Below are 19,305 nucleotides of genomic sequence, written 5' to 3'. Positions count from 1 at the left end.
GAAAATGAATCGGACGATTGTTTCGATTATGACGAGCAAATCGAACTCGCAGGTTGAGTGTTTCTCACCAACGAAGCGGCCTTCATTTTTAAGCACGGCTGCAAGCAAGCGTTGGACTGTTCGAGCCGCACTCCGCAGCACTGCATTGGTTCTTGTGGTCTTGTGCTTGTCTACAGATGCCCGATCTCAAGGCCAGGACGTTTCTTCCGAAAACGATGCTGGCGAGGTATCCAAGGATGACGTTTTGCGCTGGGTAGACCAGTTGGATGGCCGCAGGGCAAGTGACAGGAGAGGTGCCGAACGGGCATTGATCGAGGCCGGCCCCGATGCGTTAAGGTTCCTCCCCGAAGCTCGTCCAGATTTTTCAATTGAGGCGACCGAGAGGCTTGCCAGAGTTCGAGCCGCACTTATGGCTCGAAAGACAAAGGTCCAGGCGAAAGCAATCCGCATCAAACTTGGAAACGTAAAAACGCTTGGTGACGCATTGGAAGCGATCAGTCGTGAAACCAGTGTCGAGTTCGAACATTCCACTGATGAGTCCGCTCCGATTCAAGCGACCGCGGCACCACTTTCGTTTTGGAATGCGGTCGATATCGTGCTTGATCAGGCAAATCTAGATGTCAACCATTACGGCGGAACCGATGACACAATCGCGTTGGTTCCTCGTGACGAAAGTCGTCGTTCGCGAGTGGATTCGGCAGGATACTCAGGCGTTTATCGAATTGAGCCGATGTCCGCATCGGCGCGTCGCGTTTTCAACGACGGTCAACAGAGCGGCCTAAATCTCTCGATGGAGTTATCGTGGCAGCCGGGAATGACACCCATTGGAATTACGATCCCGGTAGACCAACTATCGGGAAAATTGGATGACGGGCAAACTCTGAAGCCGCAGACGACGCAGCGAACGATCGATATTCCTGCCAATCGTGAAATCAAGTTCAGTGAATTTTATTTGCCGTTTGAATTGCCAGCGGGGAACCCGAACAAGATCGAAACCTTGTCAGGAACGATCGAGTCTCTACTACCTGGAAAAGTCCATGACTTCGAATTGCCATTGAATGACATTGGGCAAGCACAAACGGTCGATTCGATGACGGTCAAGCTCGAACGTGTTCAACCCAATGGTGGAATTTACGAGGTTCGGTTTTCAGTCGAAGTCGAAGACGCAAACGAAGCGATGGATAGCCACCGACAATGGCTTTTTCAGAACCGAGTGTATGTGATTGATGCCAATGGAAACCGATCCGAAAACTTGGGATACGAGCTTTACCGGCGATCCGAGTCGGGCGTTGGATTGGGGTATCTTTTCGAAATTGAAAGCCTGGAAGATGCGAAGTTGGTCTATCAATCGCCGACCTCCGTGATTCGCAATAGCGTCGACTTCATCGTCCACGACATTGCCCTGCCATAATCCATACGCGGCGAGAATCGCAGCGTTTGACATTTGCACCATTCATTCCGCAGGCAGCACGCAATGAAGAAGTTCGCAACGAAAACTCAATTGTTGGTCGCAACATTTATTGCGCTGTTAATATCGATTCAACACCCGATCATCGGCATCGCCCAATCAACGTCCGGTCAGCCAAGTGAACCGATTGTTGCGGTTGATGGGGCCCCTATTTCAAATGGGGCTTTAAACCTGCTGTTAAAGTCGAAGCTAAAGATCGATCAGCCGAATTCCGCACCACTTGAAGTCCGACGTGCAGCGGTCGGGACGTTACTAAATCAGCATCTCGCTCTATCGGAACTCCGAAAACAAGGTGGTGAAAAACTGCAGAGCATGATCGACCGATCATGGGATAACTTTATCAACGGCTTGGCCGGAAACGGTGAATCGACTCAATCGCTATGTCGACGATTTGGCTGCAGTGAAGGGGACTTGCGTGACAACATCGCATGGGAAACGAGTTGGCGAGAGTACCTGCGTAGCAAAATGACGGACGCCAATTTGGCCCGATTCTATGCTGGAAATATCGAATCCTATGCGCCGACCAGTTGGGACCTTTCACATCTGTTTGTCGCCATCGATCCCAAGGACAGCCAATCGAGTTCCAAGGCTGTCAAAATCGTTCAAAATGCGTACAGCGAACTCAGCAAAGTGCAAGATTCGCCATCGCTACTGGCGGACCGATTTTCACAAATGGCAATCGAGTTCAGTGATGGCTCAACCGCGTCACAAGGTGGAAAGATTGGCTGGGTTTCCGAGTCAGGTGACCTTCCCGAGAACGTGATGCAGGCAGTTCGCCGAACATCATCCGGCAAAGTGACATATCCGGTGCGTAGTTCGCTGGGGATGCATCTGGTTCTTGTTCATGATCAACAAACCAAACCCGTCGCGTTTGAAGAACTGAGAGATCGCACCCGTTTGCGGCGTGATGCGGCGAATTTTCTATTCGAAAATTTGGTCGGTGCAGGTAAGAAAGAAGCCCGGATTTCTTGGTTCCAATCCGGCTTAAAGCCTGATACACGGAGTTCTGCAGACCCTTCAGTCACCGATGCGGCATCCGAATGAGACCGGCGTAGCGAAACCCCGGTATCTTGACTAAGCTAGCGACCGAGCTTTGCCCTTTCGGCGCATAAAAAACGCGTCCAGGAAGTTGGGGCAAAACCTCCTGAACGCTGCAGTGACAACAATTGTCACCGGTGATGAGGATACAAGGATGGAAGGCAGTCGTCGAGTACATTATTGATTCTTTTGTATGTTCTCGGGTGATTTGACTCCCCGCCCCTTTTGTTTGTGGACACTTAGGCAACAATCTGAGGGACTCCGTTGGCGGCTAACCAGCAACCTGGCAGTTGGCCGCCATCGAATTGCCACTCCATTCACCGCCACGCCCCGTCCGTGTTGTTCGATAGCGAAGTTAGGTCAAGATGAGGCACCGACTCGATAGGGCTTTAGAGATCCTCCGACTAGTACAATCGGGGGTTGCCGCAGACCCGCATGCGATTACGTCGAAGCTGAACGTCAACCGCCGGACTTTCTATCGCGACATCGCTTTCCTGAAGGAGTTGGGCGTCGAGATCAGTTTCGATCACCGTGAAGGTCGCTACCGAATCGATGGTTTAGCGGGAGTTGAAAATACGGACGGCTCGGAGACTTTTCAGCAAGTCATCGGCCAAGCCATTCGTCAGTCCGGCGAATCATCGACCGTTGTTTCGATTGTGCGGCATGCGGCAGCGATTTTGACCGGCGATGTTGAGGCACAAAGTTGCGATGGGCATAGCGATTCGCTTGTCGATCGAGGCGTTCCGGCTCGCCCGCTTGGATTTACATCGACATTGGGTCATCAAACCACCTTCGATGGGTGGGTTGAGACTCGTTCAAATCTCGGGGCTTTAACCAACGCCCTGGATCAGCGAAAACGGATCCAATCGATTTCAGGTGATCCGGATGGAAACAAAGAAGACTTAAAACACCTAATCATTCATCAGATTACGATCTCAGCTGAAAAAGTAATCGTTGAAGGTGTTGACCAAAATGGACGCCTTGTTCGAACAACGTCGTCTTATATCCGAATGGGTGACGATGGACCGATTAGAAGCATCGCTGCGGAGGCAGTGCGGAAGCTTTAGTTCGGTGTGACAAGAGTTATCAGCCATTGTGGGGTCTTTGTGGCTATCAGAAATTCGACTATCTCCTCGCATGTGAGTTTCAAGAACTCGCAAGGAGTCGCGGCAGACGGAACGTTGGTTCGGTTATCACGTCAGAACGTTGTCTTCGAAGTTTACGATCCGTATTCGATTGTCCAACTTTCCGAAGTCCTTAATGAGTTGAAGATTCATCAAGGCAATCGCGCCACATACGCTGGGCGTGCTGTCATCACAGGTTTGCTAAACACCGGTCTGATTTTGATTGTGTCGGCTTCATTGGTTGATCCATGGTCCGACCTCAAGAACCTGCATCCTGGCGAAACGCTCCGTTCGTTTGTTAGAGATTTTGTAAGCGACTGGGATGAAGCGAATATTCGAGTCGGCGATCGCTTTCGAAGCTCCGTTTCAAACCTTCGTAGCTATCTTCAAGAATTGCGACGTTGGCTTGAACATTGGGAAATGGAAGCCGACATCGATCGCGAAAACAACTCGCACCGCGTCTTGGACTTTGTTCGCGATGTCGATCGCGAAATCTATCCTCGCTTTGCCGATTTGAATGGCGAATTCGAGGACGCGACGCGGGAAGTTCCGCGGAAAGACGTACCTTTCCACCGCGCACTTGCGCAGCGTGAGTTGCATCCGCTGTTGATGGTTTCACCATTCATGAACAGAGCCTTCAACAAACCGCTAGGCTATGCCGGTGATTTCGAAATGGTTCGAATGATGATCAACGAGCCCTGGGAAGGTACCAACACCTACGCGAAATTGGTCAACGCGTCGGCTTTACGGCACGATGCCCCTGCCGCACACCGGAATCGGATCGATCTTCTTCAGCGAGCGATTACCCGAGAGACTCTGCGCTCGCTATCAGCCCAGTTCAACGGTTCCAATGGCTACGCCCCAAGAACCAGTTCCAACGGGGCACATCGCCGAGTTCAGATTTTGAATATCGGGTGCGGGCCTGCCGAAGAGATCAGCCGTTTTGTTCGTTCAGAATCGACAGCTTCCAACGTGGACGTTCGATTGGTGGACTTCAATCGTGAGACGCTCAATCACGTCGAATCAACACTTCTGCCTGAAGCGAAACATTTTCGTCCAGAAATGAATCTCGTCACCGAGCAGCGAAGCGTGCACGAGATCTTGAAAATGGCGCAAGAGGAAGGTCATGAAAACGCCTTCGATCAGAAGTATGACCTTGTTTACTGTGCTGGGCTGTTTGATTATCTCCGGGATGCGACATGCGGCTTTTTGATCGAACTGTTCTATGAATGGGTTAATCCAGGAGGTGTGGTCTTAGTGACCAACGTCACTCCCAACCATTCATCCGTCGCGATGATGGGAATGGTGTTGGACTGGAATCTTGAACTACGCGACCAGCAAGACATGCGAGATTTGGCACCAGACTTGGGAGTCCAGCATTCCTATGTCGATTCGACCGGGGTCAATGTCTTTTTAGAGATTCGGAAGCCAATCGAATGAGTAGCACCGCGGCGTTTCGCGACTATGGCAAGCCGAGTGAGAACGCGGCTTTCGTCCAAACAGAGCGTCTCAACCGCTGTTACTGGGCCGACATCGGCTTGGCTCTGGGAGCGATCCTGATGCCAGCTGGTGCGATCTTAGACTGGTTTCTCTACCCAGACGTTTTTCTGAATCTGTTTCTCGGGCGGATGTTCGCGACGATGCTACTTGTCGTCGGATTTGTTAGCCGGCGCTATTGGTCTGCAGGACGTCTGTTATCGCCGGTGAGCTTGCTTTTGGTCTTCATCCCTGGCGCCTTCATGTGCTGGATGATGTATGCAACCAATGCCGGACAATCGCGGTATTACTTTGGCTTGATCTTGCTGATGATCATTGTCCAAATGTTGGGATTTAGCGCAATTGAAGCGATGGCATGCTGCGCCAGTTTGATCGCGGTCTATCTAGGTACTTTGATCGCCTCGGCGGGGCTGTCGATCTTTGGCAGTGACGTCGCCATTGAAGGTCTCTTTTTCCTTGCCGTAAGCTCAGCCGCCTGCGTGACGGTTTGCTATACCTATCGCAAAAATCGGTTCGAAGCCTTTTGTCTCAATCAAGATTTGATCGAAAAAGAACGGCAACGCAGGGAATCGATTCTGCGGCTTCGCGACACTGAGCAACAACTCGTTCATAGTGAAAAGATGCGTGCGATCGCTGGCGTTGCTGCTGGCTTGCTACATGAGATTAACAATCCCGTTAACTACTCGCTGATGGCGATCAAGGTATTAAAAAAGAAGTTAGCGAAGGGCAACGATCCGGAAGAGATCATTGCGGATATTGAAGAAGGTGTCACACGCATCAGCCATATTGTCACCGACCTCCGCTCGTTCGCTCATCCGGAACAACTGGCTGTTAAAACTGACTTTGTACTCGCAGACGCGATTGATACCGCGATCCGATTTTTGACACATGAACTGCCGGACGGTCGGGTTCAGGTGGACCGAGATTCTGTGAATGTTTCGGTGTGTGGTGCCCAAAGCCAAATTGTCCAAGTGCTACTGAATCTAATTCATAACGGCGAAAGGGCGATCCGCGATCAACTGGCAAAAGGCCCGGCAGGTTTGTTAGCAGAACCGAGTTCCGATCGACGTCGGCAAATTCACGTCGCAGCTGATTGTACGGGAGACAGGGTTTTCATCACCGTTTCCGATGACGGGATAGGTATGTCTGAAGATCAAATCGAGCAAGCGACGCAGCCCTATTTCACCACACACGAGGGTGAGGGTTTAGGGCTGGGCCTAGGAATCTGCGATACGATCGTGCAGGCCCACGGTGGGGCCATCCAGATCGACAGTACCCCAGGTGTTGGGACAGCGGTAAGATTTGATTTGCCGGCCGCTGGTAAGTCGAACAAACCTTCAGCAACCTTCCGCTCGGAAATCCAATCTGCAGCGGCAATCGAACCAACCCCCTCTTCCTCAGGTTCTTAAGTATCCGCCATACGCGACCGCGCTAGATTGGATGCGAGGTCAATATTCTGTTGGTAGGTCAGGGCATTTTGACTTGGCTTCCATAACACGGTAACGCCCTTGAAGGAATCCGAATACACTTTCGGTTTCCGCTTTTCATTTACACTTCGTCAATTCGCAACACGTTATGAATCGCCCGTCGCCGAACGAAGACAAAGTCGTCCTATATGTCGATGATGAAACGACTGCACTGAAATACTTTGAGCAGCTTTTCGGAGATGACTTTCCTATCGCGACTGCAGCCAATGGCGAGGCAGGTTGGGACTACATCCAGCAGAATGCGAATCGAATTGCAGTCCTTGTGACTGATCAGCGCATGGGCGAGGTCAGCGGCGTCGACTTGATGGAACGTGTTCGGCATCGGTACCCACATATCGTGCGAATCCTTGTCACAGCGTACACGCAACTCGACTACGCCGTCGAAGCGGTCAATGAAGGTGGCGCGTTCCGCTACCTGACGAAGCCAATCGACGAAGGCGAGATGGTTGGAACCTTGAAACGAGCCGTTGAGTTCCACGAGTTGATGGTTCAGCGAGAGAGACTTCTCGATGAAAAGCTGAGCGTATTTCACCGCCTGATCGTGATGGATCGTGTTCGAGGGCTGGCCACTGCGATTGCAGCATTTGGTCATCAACTACACGATTGCTGGGGCGCGCTGGAAAGCTATATGCAGCAATCGCCGATCGAACATCGACTGAAAGTTCAAATGGATGATCTGGCTGAACTGAACGTAGCTGCCGTTGCAAAGAAAGAAGCTTTACAGATGGTGACAACGATCGACCAATTGCTTTCCGAGACGATCGAAAACACTTCAAATGGCAGGTCCACCGTCGACTTGGTTGCCCTAGCCAAAAGCGTGGCTGAACGAAGCGCCCGCGAGATGCTTGACGATGATTTGGATCTTGTTGTGGTTGCGAACGAACCGATCGAAATCGATTCCGACAGTGGCATGCTAAGAAAATTGGTCGAGCTGCTGATTCGGCGATTGGCCGATGTTCAAGAGCAGCCTACAAAGCTGACGATCAGCATTTCAAAGCGTGAATCCGACGTCTGTGTAGAAGTCAAAGGAATGTTCCGGTCACTCGACAGCGACCAACTTGCCTCTTTCTTCTCCGCCATCGCGCCGATTCGACAATGGCCGATCGGGATGGACATGGACTTGCTCAGTTCGTTCTTAATAGCACACCACCTTGGTGGTCGAATTCGTATCGAGCCCCAACCGCCGTCGGGTCCTTCGATCCGGATCACGTTACCGTCATCGCATCAGCAACAGGGGGCCGTCGACAGACGGATCACCGTTGAATCTTTCAACCAAGTCTATCGATCGTTAGAGACTTGGATTGATGAAAACAGTCGCCTGCTTGGGCACTGAATCCTCTAGGTAGGACCGACACGGAACCACGAAGCGATCTCGAAATCTGTTGTTTGACTAATTCGGATCGCTGATTCGATTGGTGCTTAACGGTCCGAGTGTTTCGCTTCAGGTTTGAAGCGATCGACTAGACGTTCGGTCGCGAACTGCATGAGGAAAACAGCGAGCAAAACGTTGGCAACAATCGTCGCAACCATCGACACGGCGGTCAGGCCCATGATTCCAGTAATGGACGCAATCGCAAAGAAGATGAAAGTTGCTCCAAGCATGGTTAACTCCTAAAAATCGAAATTCAAATGGGGTTGTTGTTCGAACGGGCCAATCGCGAATGACGTGCCAGTGAAAACAAGTTGCATTGGCAATGTGTCGCCAGGCTTTTTGATCGCACCTCAAGAATCGCTTCGGTGAAATCTCGCACCATAAGGCTTCTGAGGGATTCACTTCGTTATCGTGTCTTCACATCGCATTGATTGAATTCTGCCCAACGTCGATGCGTGAACGCATGCAAACTGTGCAAATCCCATCGAACGTCTGTTTTTCGCGTAAATAACGCCCCTCTTCAAATCGTCCGCTCGATAGGCTTGCTTATCGTCTGTGAAACGCGAACAAGATACCGGACTTTCAACGGTTAATTAAAGGCGGTTCACCCGCTCCATTCGCCGCAGAGCAAAGTGGGGTTAACCCCCGTTAAGGGTTTGCAAGCATCTGCGAGACGGGCAGCCGTCATGCACAAATGAGCTTTCGACATTCGCTCTTTGCTCAGATGCCCTTTGGGGCATTAAGAAGCGCGAATTTGGGACGATGTTCAGACAGAAAAACCAGAGTGGTTCGAGTCAACCTTCGAACTAGCAAATGCGCTGCTAGCTACCATTGCCGAGAACTTGTGGGGGCACTCCCTACAGCACAAGGATGTGCCCAAAAGATAGGCACACGCATGATTTTGAGATCCTTAATCAGGCGCCCTGAATGAAGCTTTGTGGCGGCGAGTGCAACAGAACATTCAAGGCGTTCGTGAGGGTCTGAATCCAAACCAGACGCATCGAACAAGACTATTTAAAGTCGATACGTTTTCGATCGCGCCCCTCACCCAGCATTGCATATCCCCACTCTGCAGCGATGCTGTCTTCGCCCGAACCGAATTCGCGGATCAGCCATCCACGCTTCGTTGCAGGCGAGTTTGCCGGTGGAGTCCGTCGTCGCTGTTCGATCCTTTCTGCCGGAATCAGTTCCAACGAAGGGTTTGCCGCAGCGAGCTTTTGATAGTAGCCCTCTGCGGATAGCTCGTGATATCGCAAGTCAGCTTTCTTTTTCGCTATCCATTGAGCACTCGGTCCCAGCTGATCGATCATCCAACGTTTCGACAGCCAATCGACTCGCCCAAGCGATGGTGTCACATTTCGTGCATCCCGTCGGAACGCCATCACTGCTTCCATCAAGTCGCCCCAACGCTCCAAAACCAGTTTCGCTTCGCCGCGTTCGCTTTCCGGATGACTTTCCACGAAATGCTTTGCAGCCTTCAGATAGGAACGCTGCATTTCCAGAGCATTCATCGCGCCTCGATTGGTCGGTACACGTCGGATCAAATGCCAGTCCTTTGTAATCTGGTGCAATGAATCGACAACTCGTGGCATCTGCAGCAACCCGTCAGTTTGTCCGGCTTCGATCATGTCCAAGACTAAAGAAACCTGGCCGACTTTGACATATTCGGCAAGCTCTGAAAGATTCGAATCGGAAAGACCGATTTGCAAACGTTGCCGTCGCTTGAACATCGCTGCTGTTGACCGAAGCGACAAAAACGATCGGGCGCAGAATTGCCCCAGCCAATGCCCGTAAACGTAGATCGGACGTTCTCCGTCGTAGCTTCCCATATCGGCAATTGAGTCAATCGCCATCGCTTTGGCACTCAGTCTGAATCGTCCGTCATGGTCTAAATCTCCTGTTCCGCAGAGAGCCACACGCGACACGAGCAGCGGAGTTAGAAAGCGGCGTTGCTTGCGAAATGCGATATGCCGCCCGACGACCCGGAGCATAATCACCGTCGGCCAATGGATCAGCCGAAGCAGTTTTGTCAGGCTTTTTTTAACCCACTCGGGTAGCGTTTCGAAAAGTTCACCAGCCGACTGTGGTGACTGGATTTGTTCCACCGCATCTTCGGAAGTCGGTGCGGTTGCCCCAAACTGACGCTGGCGCACGCGGATCAAGAACACCAATGAAACTGTCAGGGCGATAACTGGAAGGGTCAGCACGAGGCTCAAAACTTGTGCCGCCCAAAGTATCGCAATGCTTATTCGGTAAAGCCCCAAGAACAACCCGTCCGCAACGACCGTTTCATAATTCTCCTGGCATCCGTAGATATGCCCGAGTGCGTCGGAGCTGTTCTTTAAGATACGGATATCGAAGCGCGTTTTGGCTTTGCAAGCGGCGTCGGCGACAAGTTGATCAATCGATCTTTGACAGGCAAGCAACTCATCTGGGCTGGTGACCTCCGGGGTTGCGATTTCGACTAGACCACCGGGAATCGCATGCAGGGAGGGGTGTGATTCAAAGGTAACAGCACCGCCGCTTGCCAAAAAAATCTGCGACTCATCGAAATAGCCGCGAACAGTCGGTTGGTCCTCGCGAATCGCCTCGCAAATTAAAGAAAAAACTCTTTCGCTTGCAGGAAGATCCACGCTGGACAATTCCGCCCGGTTAGCGATTAAGGTCGCATACTCAGTCTCCAGTCCCATCAGACGGGACACGAGTTTTTTCGTCGGAGAGCCCACGTTCGTCGATTGGTTCTCGTCAGCCATTCGATTACACCGATCGAGAAATTGACCTACCCGGCGAACAACGGTGCCCCGATCAGAGCCCCGTCCGCCACGACTCCATTGTATTGCAGATCAAAGGAGCCCACACGGGGATCGTCATCGACAATCAAATGGCAGGCCAGATCGATACCGTCACGGATCGAGAGGCAACGATTGAAATTGAAGAGGCTGCTAGGCGATTTCGAAATCGAGTCCCTGAAATCGCAAATTGCCAGTGCTGATATTTACTTCGTGTGCCGTGTCGGTTGCCGATAGGATGACTTTGTAGCTGCCGGTACTCGGAAAGCTATCGAAACGGTAGACGCCGCTGGCGTCTGTTTGAACATCGGCAATGAACTCACCTTGAGAATCCAGCAGTATGACCTGGAGGCCTTCTCGTAGGCTATCAGATTGCGAACTGACAGTGCCGCTCAGCTCACTGCGAAAGAAAAAGACGTTTGTTTGTAGACCGGTGACATCGGTATTTCGTTCGATAATGTCTGCCAACGTGGTGCGTTCGATCATCCTGATATCAGAACGCGAGAAGACGTTTTCGTAGTAACTTCGGTCGCCTTCACGAAGACGCCGAAACTGATCGGCGATGATCCGGCTTGCTAGTTCGCCAACGGAAGCTCCGTACCGATGGTCTTCAGCCATGATCCCCACCCATGCATCGATATCATCGACGCTGTGGTACAAGCTCTCTAACTTCACTTGCAGTTCTACGTCCGAGGTTATCTCTGCGAAGCCCGTGACGGCAGGTAATCCATAGGCCACTCGAAGCTGGTTGTAGTCGGCAATCCCATGATCACGCCCGCGCTGAATGTTTAGCGAGACCAAATCGAGACCGCCTGCACCAGGTGGTCCGAAAAGGAAATTGCGAAGGGGATCGATCACTTCCAGGTCAATTTCCATCGACACGGTTGACGCATCGAACTTCAAGATTTCGTCGATACCGGCTTCATCAAGAATGGACGGATTGAAAAACGCATCGGTCAGCGAAACCGCTTCCGCAGTGGAGTGTCCATCGTTGCCGATAAACCGTATCTGCCGATTGATTGCACTATGTCCAAACCGAAACGCCGCGGTTGCGAATTCATTTGTAATCGTCGGATCGACTTCCGGCGAGTAGCCCAAGTAGGGCTTGATCCCACGAGTCCCCAACAATGCGGGGAGAAATTCGTTGTACGTAATCGATTGCAGCTCCGCCGTCACGATAGCCCGAGCACATTGATAGAGTTCTTCGTCATCAAGGCTAGGGTTTTCTTCGGCCAACTGCTTTGCAATGCGGTTGTGTTCGCGAACAAACAGTGTGTGCATCGCCGTCAAACCGATGTTTTCTGCGGCACGCTTATCGCCTGCCATAATTTGATTCATCTCGTCGACAGGCAACAATCCGTTTTCACGAATCAGTAGCCGGCCTCCGACAAACTCCCGAAGTGAATCGGCGACGGCTTTGTTGCTGCCATAGATTTGTGATCCATCAATGAAACTGGTGATCTCATTGATTTGCTGCCTTGGTTTTTCTGAAGATGTTCCGCTTCCTGGAGCTGCTGCACTGCGCGTAAACGGCATCGTGACATCAGTTCGGCCCATCGGGTTGAACCAAACATCGTCAGTTGGAATCTTAATATCAAACGACTCGTGAAAGTCTTCTGGTCCGGGTTCACCCGATAAAGTTATGTCGTGATCTAAAAACTGTCCCCAGACATAAACGAAAGGCGAAAGCGACCGACGGCTCGGCGTGCCCGATTCGAACTCGGCAGACAGCGTATTGCTGATCTCGCGCGGGCTTGGTCTCGATGTCCCGGTTGGTGATCCGATCGAGTCCGCGTAGGCGGCGTCAACGTTTCGTCTAAACTCAGTCCCGGCAGATCCCCACAGAGGGTTGGTGGCGTTGTTGTCGGAGCCGTCGTAGGTGCGAAAACTGAATCCAAGGCTGGGCATTTGATCGATTAGATCGCTGGCATCGTTGCCGGTGGCCAATTCGCTATCGAGCGCCAAACGATTGATGACCATCAAGGCGTCGAGTGGGGATTCTTCGCCGTTGTTATCTACGTCCGTGTACATCGTGCTTGCGGAGAACTGGACACCCGACATCGCATTGATGACTGCCAATGCGTCGCTCGGCGAAACCTTCCCGTCGTCGTTGACGTCCTCGGGCTGAAAGAAGTTATGCCGGAAATCGGCTGCGAGTAGTATTCGTGATCCGAGCTTCTCGGCACACAGCTTTCGCCGCACCGTTTTAGGAAGCACTGCGTTAGCACGTTCGCGTTGCCTACGGAGCGGCCTAACCGGTAGCTTCTCGAAAAGTCGACACGCTCGGATCCCATCCGGTAGTGCATTCATCGGGGCGGTTGACCAACAGGATTGGGCGGGTTGCTTAGCATCATCCAGAGCTAAAGACTAATCCGCCTCCGGCAGGGGTCAACCTGGATGATGGCTGGGATCGCTGTAGCGAACCAAATACCAATCCGGCGCAATGGGGCTAAATTGTTGCAGCTGATAGTCCTCTTGAAGCCCGCCGGTAAAGCTGCGAGGACGACTCGCCCCTCCGTGCCACTCGATCCAATCACCACCGTCCTCTCCGCCGAGTTGGAATCGCAAAATCCCGTTCGGAGACCGTTCGATCGCCGCGACAACGGTCTGCGTCCCGGGCAATGGATAGGGCGTCAGCAAAAGAAGGACGGATGGGCGAACCGCGGGATAGGCATTGAAGGGTCCCAAGCCTTCGATTTCGCCGTCCGATTTAGGCCAATCACTTTCAAGGGATTCCGCAAGTCGATCAAGAGAATTCAGTCGAGAAGCGGCTCGAAACCGTTTTCCGGTCCATGTGATTTGCTGTGCTCCGACGATCGCCGCGCACCAGGCTCCAATCAACGCGGTCCCAGTCAACAACTGCCGAAGTGAATAGCGTTGCCTGACAACCACTAGTGTGGTGCATAGCGACGACAACGCAATAAGTAGACCCGCGGCGATTCCGATGCACCAAACGCGTAAACGGCCTACTTCGATAAGCAACTGCCCGAGTGTTGCGTGGACGTTTGCCGCCCCTATTCCGTTGCGAACGATCACGATCGTTGGTTCAGCATACGGATCTGCCAGCAACCAGACGATGAAAAGCAGCAACATCCCAAACGAGATTGACCAGAGCAATCTTGCGTAGCAATTCTTGCTCGGCGTTCGTTCAAGTTTAGGATTTGCTGCTCTATTCATGCCAGCCTCAACTGCCTACTCGGACTTTGCGTGTGAGAGTGCGAGCAGAGCAAACGCTGTTGCTAGGTTCTTATCGTTTTCGAACCACCGACGGTTTTCATTGCTCCAGCTACCATCGTCGTTTTGTCGCTTAGCCAATTCGTTGACCAAATCAGCTCGCCAGTCGTGTTTAACACCGTCAGCATCTGTGACTTCGGAAAGTCCCGCCGCATCTAATCCTGCGGCGAACGTGTGATAGTAGTAGTACAGACCGGCGGAACCCATTCCCGGATTGCTGGTCACATCGTAATGATCGCTAACCCATTGAACGGCGGCTTTCACGCGAGGATCTTTGTCGGTCAGGCCTGCATAGATCATGCTCTTAAGGCCGGTGTAAGACATCGATCCGTAGCTGCGAAGTCCACCGTTGGCGGTGTATCGTTCTTCGGAAGTGCTCGGATCAATTTTTTCAGTCGGTATCTCGTAGTAGAATCCGCCGTCATCCACTTTGTCAGCGAACTGTGTGTCATTGAACTTAGAATTCAAATTCTGTGATCGAGAGACGAAAGCGAGCGCTGCTTGGATCGCCGGATCGTTGGAACTCGTTTCCATGCTATGCAACGCTTCGATCAAGTACCCCGTGTTCGATAGGTCGGGGCGTCCGCTGCCGCCGTAGCTGGAGCCTCCGTACCATGGATCGGACGCGTCACGATCAGCTTTACCGTATTGAACTCCCGTGACGAACTCCTTCGCTTTCATCAAAAGGTCGTTGTACTTGCCGTCGCTATTCGCTTCTGAAAACGCGACCATGGCGACGCATGTCTCGTAGTTTTTCAAACGACCGTTGCCATAGATCCCGCCATCGGGATGGACGAAACTTTCTAAAGCCTTCAAGCCACTTGCAACCAACGCGTCATCTCGGTCGCGACCGTTGCGCAGCGCCGCAGTCACCGCGAGTGCAGTAACCCCAGGACCAACGCGAGACGAAAACATGCCGTTGTCGTCTTGCCCTTCGCCAGCGAGATATTGCAGGCCCTTGTCGACTAGCTCTTTTTGTTTCGTCTGCGACGAAATTTTCGAGGGCGATTTTTCGTGAGACCGAGCAACAGAAGGCAGTAGTGTGGCGAAGCCGAGGAGAACAATAATCCGCCGTGAGCGATCAAAATTCCAGCGTCGAGTCATGAATGTGGATCCAGAAGTGAACGAATTTGCTTAGTTTTAAAGGTCAAACTTTAAAGAGCATTGACCTTCATCAACTGTTGCAGGCATCGTTCCAATGCGTCGGAAAAACTTCTGGATTGACGCAGACTGCCCCTATGAAGAGTCTCAAAAGATACGTACCGGACTTACGATCGAGGGATCGCAGGAGTCGGCGTTCGGCCAAAATCGAAGGGTTCCCCAACAAGTTCATTCCAAATCTTTCGCTGCTCATCCGTCAAAATCTTTTTGATCTCGCGGACGGTGATTTCGGTGCCCGCTGGTGGTCCTTGCGAGGGTCGAAGCGATGGTCCCCCTGAAGATTCCTGTGAACCACGATCTGGGTTGCGGCGGTTGCGATTTGGTGGTTCCGGCGGTTCGCCTCCGCCACCTGGAGGCATGAATGGAAGCTCCGGTCGGAATGGGTTTCGACTGCCCCGCGTCCGACTGGGACGTGTCTCTTCGATGATTCGATTGATCTGCACCACCTGTTCGCGAGTGATGCCAAGCGTCTGAACTACTTCCCGAGTTTTAAAAGTGAATGGCAGCCAACGTTGTCGGTGGATTTGCCTTAATCGACGAAGCTGGCTCTCATCGAGATAGGAACGAACCTGTTGGTCAAAGTCGCGCAACATCGATGAAATTGCAGGGTTGTCTGAAAGCAATCCGCCGACATGCTGATTGGCAAGTTGCTCCCGTTGCAGTCGGAATTCATCGACCGCTGCCACCAATCGATCGGTCGATTCGTCCGAGAGTCCCAGTGCGTGATCGACGTGAGGGTCGGCCAACATCAACATCGGCTGGATGTTTTCTAGGACGGTCAATTCGTCGACGAGTCGTTCTACCTTAGCGGCGGTCAGTTCGATTTTTTTCGAAAGATCCGTATCCGAGGAACTTTGTGCTAACAGCTCCTGGTAAAAGCCAAGCGAAGTTTCCAAAAACTGCCTCCGCAAGTCCTGTGTGTCAGGCCGATAGGCAAGCTCCTGTTCGCTTAGCTCGCTAAACGTGTCAACAACCGCACGAGCCTGTGCAAAGTTCGCTTCGGCACGAAGACGCTCGCTTGTCTGAGCGTCTAACGCCATCTTGGTGATTCTCTGCTGTCGCCAGATGAAGCCGGTTGTACCCGCAAGCACGATCGTACTTACAAGCCAGACGATACCGGCGGCAGTGACCAAACCGCTATTGCGGCGGCGCCACTTGTTTGCCCGTTCAATGATCGTTGGCGGTTTCGCATTGATGGGCTTGTCGTCGAGCCATAGCTGCAGATCTTCCGCAAAAGCAGTCGCAGTTTGGTAGCGTTCGGCTGGCAGCTTGGCCATCGCTTTTCGAACGATCGTACTCAATTCCTCGGGAATGTGATCGTCGATCGTCGAAAGAGCTGGTGGCTCTTTTTCGACAACTGCATTGAGCAGCGTCCGATAGTTTTCACTTTGAAAAGCCGGTTGCAACACCAACAATTCGTAGAGCGTTGTTCCTAGAGAATAGATATCCGTTCGATGATCCAACGACATGCGGTTGCCGGATGCTTGTTCCGGGCTCATGTACCGCAATGTCCCCATCGGGTCACCGGTACGTGTCAAGTGAGACGCATCGCTTTCGACCTGCGCCAAGCCAAAATCCGTTACCCAAATTTTCCCAACGTGGTCGCGTATCAAGTTCCCGGGCTTGATATCACGATGGATGACGCCGTAGGTATGGGCATGTTCAATTGCGATCGCCGCCTCGACGACCATTTTGACCACACGTCGATAATGGGAGCGACGATGGTGCCCGGTGGAAAAGGCTGTTTGGGTTGTCGAGCGTGTCGGCCGAGAATCGTCCGTCGAATCGGTCTTGGATGTTCGATCAAGCCGAAGCATTCTTATGACTTCTGCAAGCGTCTCGCCGTCGATCAATTGCATCGCATAGTAGTGAACCCCGCGATCGCTTCCGACGGCATAGACCGGAACGATGTTAGTGTGGTGCAGCGCCGCAGCGGCATGCGCTTCGTTACGAAAACGCTGCAAACGGACTTCGTCCAACCCACTGGCAAACGGCAGAACTTTTAACGCGACTCGGCGTCCTAAAGAAAGCTGCGTCGCCTCGTAAACAATTCCCATGCCTCCACGACCGAGTTCGGAAACGATTTGAAAATCACCGACCGGCTTGCCGATAAATTCTTGGTCGTTCGATTCCGGCTGTGGCGAAACAGTCGCACCGGCCCCCTGTAGCAGCAGCAAGCCTTCAAGTGCAGGTCGCAGTTCGTCTGCGATCTCTGGATGCCGACCGACGAATGAATCGATCGATACCTGCTGACCGGCTTCCATCGCAGCGGTGAAAGATTTGACTGCTGCGACAAGAGGGTCTTCTGCGTCAGTTTCGTCGAACGCGTTCATTGGTCACCAACCGAAACGCGAAGTTTAGCGAGCGCTCGAACCCAAAGTTTTTCAACGCTGTTAACCGTCCGGCCCATTTCTTTGGCGACGTCAGCAAAGGGCAATGCTTCGACGTGACGAAGAACGATGACCTGTCGGTAGTCCTCCGGTAGGTTTTCAATTGCGGCTGCCAATTCCAAAAAGCTTTCTTCACGTGCAAATTTGCCGCTTGGTGAAGTCATGTCGGCTGCGATTTGCGAATGCAGAAAGCGAGACGCACCCGTTAAGCTCTGATTCAGGCTCTGCTCCAAACGGGCATCTCGTTTCTGAGTGCCTAAGTACCGACGGACATGCATTGCGAGCACGTTGGAAAGAATTCCACGTAGCCATCCGGCGAATTCTTCCGCCGATTGACCGCGAAATTCGCCGATGCTTCCGTGGGCCGCCAAGCAGACTTCTTGAGCAAGGTCGGAAGGGTCGGCTTTGACCTGAAGATGCTCGTGGACTTGAGTCCTTGCCAAGAAGACGAGGTATTTTCGATAGAAGGTCAACAGCTCACCAAGCGAGCGACTGTCACCTTGGCGCGCCAGTTCGATCAGGCGTTCGATGCCCCCTGAATCAGCGTCCCCTGATTCAGATTCGGCATTCATTGGAGACGTCATCGCTGGAACCTAGGTCATGAAATTCGAAAAGCAGGGCCGATGAGTTACCCTGCATTCTACATTGACTTCATGAGTTCTGTGGGCGGCTACCACTCGAGCGCCGTTTGGATCTCAAACGCCCGCTGCGCTGGCCAAGCCATAAGCCAACAGTGTTTCTTGAAGTTTGACTTCCGAGGCCTCATCAAGAGGCGTCATCGGCAAACGCAGGTCACCACTGTCGCGACCGACCATCCGCATTGCGGCTTTGACAGGGATTGGGTTCGTTGCCAATCCAAGCATGTTCGAACAGAGGCCGAACAGTTTATGGTGCATCGCCTGAGCGGTTGGCAGATCCCCAGCTGCGGCAGCATTGACCAATTTGATCATGTCCGAAGGAACCAAGTTGCCAGCGACGGAGATGATGCCTTCAGCACCGACACTCATCATCGGCAGCGTCAATGAATCGTCGCCACTCAAGACGGTTAGGTCCGTTGTCCCGACAATTGCCGAGCACTGATCCAACTTGCCTGTGGCCTCTTTGACCATCGTGATACCAGGCAGTTCGCTCAGTCGCTGGATTGTGGAAACGTCAATTTCCTTTCCGGTCCGACCTGGAATGTTGTAGACACAAACTGGGATGTCGACCGCTTCAGCTACAGCTTTGAAGTGCTGATAAAAACCTTCTTGTGTCGGCTTGTTGTAGTAAGGTGCGACCTGCAATGTCGCGTCTGCACCTTCTTTCGCAGCTCGCTGAGTCAAACGCAGTGCTTCGGCAGTGCTGTTGCTGCCCGTGCCCGCCATCACCTTCACTCGCCCAGCGGCACACTGAATCGTTTCGGCGATCACGCGTTCGTGTTCGTCGTGTGTTAGCGTGGGGGATTCCCCAGTCGTCCCAACGGGGACCAAGCACCGCGTGCCGGCATCGATTTGGAATTCGATCTGCTCTTTCAATCGATCGTAGTCGACTTCACCATCTTTAAACGGCGTCACAATGGCGACGGACAGGCCGGCAAAATCAGATCCACGCCGAGCAGTCATCAAAAATTCCTTGAGTTGGTCGAAATTGAGTTCGCGATTCAATTGCCGTAGCGTAACGGGCATCGGCAAAATCAACAATCACCGAGTTTTCAGCATTCGGAAAAGACCTTCTCCCAACGCCACAATTCGCGCGACAATCCGCCG

Annotated in this window: 14 protein-coding genes; 6 read left to right on the top strand and 8 right to left on the bottom strand. The window is 52.5% G+C overall.

Annotated elements, in window-relative coordinates:
- The first annotated feature begins 409 nt into the window (after positions 1-409).
- The 6 genes from LOC67_RS24215 to LOC67_RS24190 all read left to right on the top strand — a co-directional run bounded on the left by LOC67_RS24215 (position 410) and on the right by LOC67_RS24190 (position 7,947).
- The gene (locus LOC67_RS24215) at positions 410-1,411 is read left to right on the top strand and encodes a hypothetical protein (RefSeq protein ID WP_230265422.1); all 1,002 of its coding nucleotides are present in this window, start codon (positions 410-412) and stop codon (positions 1,409-1,411) included.
- A 63-nt stretch (positions 1,412-1,474) separates the two neighbouring features.
- Positions 1,475-2,512 carry a peptidylprolyl isomerase gene (locus LOC67_RS24210; protein ID WP_230265421.1) on the top strand — a complete coding sequence of 346 codons (1,038 nt, stop codon included), beginning with the start codon at positions 1,475-1,477 and terminating at the stop codon, positions 2,510-2,512.
- 359 nt (positions 2,513-2,871) lie between these two features.
- Positions 2,872-3,573, top strand: a complete 702-nt coding sequence (locus tag LOC67_RS24205) for an HTH domain-containing protein (protein WP_230265420.1) — start codon at positions 2,872-2,874, stop codon at positions 3,571-3,573.
- A gap of 72 nt (positions 3,574-3,645) precedes the next feature.
- On the top strand, positions 3,646-5,070 hold the full coding sequence (locus LOC67_RS24200) for a class I SAM-dependent methyltransferase (protein WP_230265419.1): 1,425 nt from the start codon (positions 3,646-3,648) through the stop codon (positions 5,068-5,070).
- Positions 5,067-6,536, top strand: a complete 1,470-nt coding sequence (locus tag LOC67_RS24195) for a sensor histidine kinase (RefSeq protein WP_230265418.1) — start codon at positions 5,067-5,069, stop codon at positions 6,534-6,536. The genes LOC67_RS24200 and LOC67_RS24195 overlap by 4 nt, the downstream gene beginning before the upstream one ends.
- 166 nt (positions 6,537-6,702) lie before the next feature.
- Positions 6,703-7,947 carry a response regulator gene (locus LOC67_RS24190; RefSeq protein ID WP_230265417.1) on the top strand — a complete coding sequence of 415 codons (1,245 nt, stop codon included), beginning with the start codon at positions 6,703-6,705 and terminating at the stop codon, positions 7,945-7,947.
- An 86-nt stretch (positions 7,948-8,033) separates the two neighbouring features.
- On the opposite strand, the gene LOC67_RS24185 is transcribed toward LOC67_RS24190, so the two are convergent.
- The 8 genes from LOC67_RS24185 to dapA all read right to left on the bottom strand — a co-directional run bounded on the left by LOC67_RS24185 (position 8,034) and on the right by dapA (position 19,161).
- Complete coding sequence (locus LOC67_RS24185; RefSeq protein ID WP_230265416.1) at positions 8,034-8,216, bottom strand: hypothetical protein; 183 nt, start codon at positions 8,214-8,216, stop codon at positions 8,034-8,036.
- A 780-nt stretch (positions 8,217-8,996) separates the two neighbouring features.
- Entirely contained in the window at positions 8,997-10,739 is a 1,743-nt protein-coding gene (locus LOC67_RS24180) for a proteasome accessory factor PafA2 family protein (protein WP_230265415.1), read from the bottom strand.
- Between the two features lie 189 nt (positions 10,740-10,928).
- Positions 10,929-13,085, bottom strand: coding sequence for a peroxidase family protein (locus tag LOC67_RS24175; RefSeq protein ID WP_230265414.1), 2,157 nt, complete (start codon positions 13,083-13,085; stop codon positions 10,929-10,931).
- A 78-nt stretch (positions 13,086-13,163) separates the two neighbouring features.
- Complete coding sequence (locus LOC67_RS24170; protein ID WP_230265413.1) at positions 13,164-13,952, bottom strand: hypothetical protein; 789 nt, start codon at positions 13,950-13,952, stop codon at positions 13,164-13,166.
- Positions 13,953-13,967: 15 nt separating this feature from the next.
- Complete coding sequence (locus tag LOC67_RS24165) at positions 13,968-15,113, bottom strand: prenyltransferase/squalene oxidase repeat-containing protein (RefSeq protein WP_230265412.1); 1,146 nt, start codon at positions 15,111-15,113, stop codon at positions 13,968-13,970.
- 164 nt (positions 15,114-15,277) lie between these two features.
- Positions 15,278-17,503, bottom strand: a complete 2,226-nt coding sequence (locus LOC67_RS24160) for a serine/threonine protein kinase (RefSeq protein WP_230265411.1) — start codon at positions 17,501-17,503, stop codon at positions 15,278-15,280.
- The gene (locus tag LOC67_RS24155) at positions 17,500-18,132 is read right to left on the bottom strand and encodes a sigma-70 family RNA polymerase sigma factor (RefSeq protein ID WP_230265410.1); all 633 of its coding nucleotides are present in this window, start codon (positions 18,130-18,132) and stop codon (positions 17,500-17,502) included. The genes LOC67_RS24160 and LOC67_RS24155 overlap by 4 nt, the downstream gene beginning before the upstream one ends.
- Positions 18,133-18,255: 123 nt before the next feature.
- Complete coding sequence (dapA, locus tag LOC67_RS24150) at positions 18,256-19,161, bottom strand: 4-hydroxy-tetrahydrodipicolinate synthase (RefSeq protein ID WP_230265409.1); 906 nt, start codon at positions 19,159-19,161, stop codon at positions 18,256-18,258.
- Positions 19,162-19,305: the final 144 nt, after the last annotated feature.

The organism is Stieleria sp. JC731, from assembly GCF_020966635.1.
In the GTDB taxonomy this organism is placed as follows: Bacteria; Planctomycetota; Planctomycetia; order Pirellulales; family Pirellulaceae; genus Stieleria.
The sequence above is the reverse complement of the archived record's forward strand: the minus strand, read 5'-3'. Positions and strand labels throughout refer to the sequence as shown.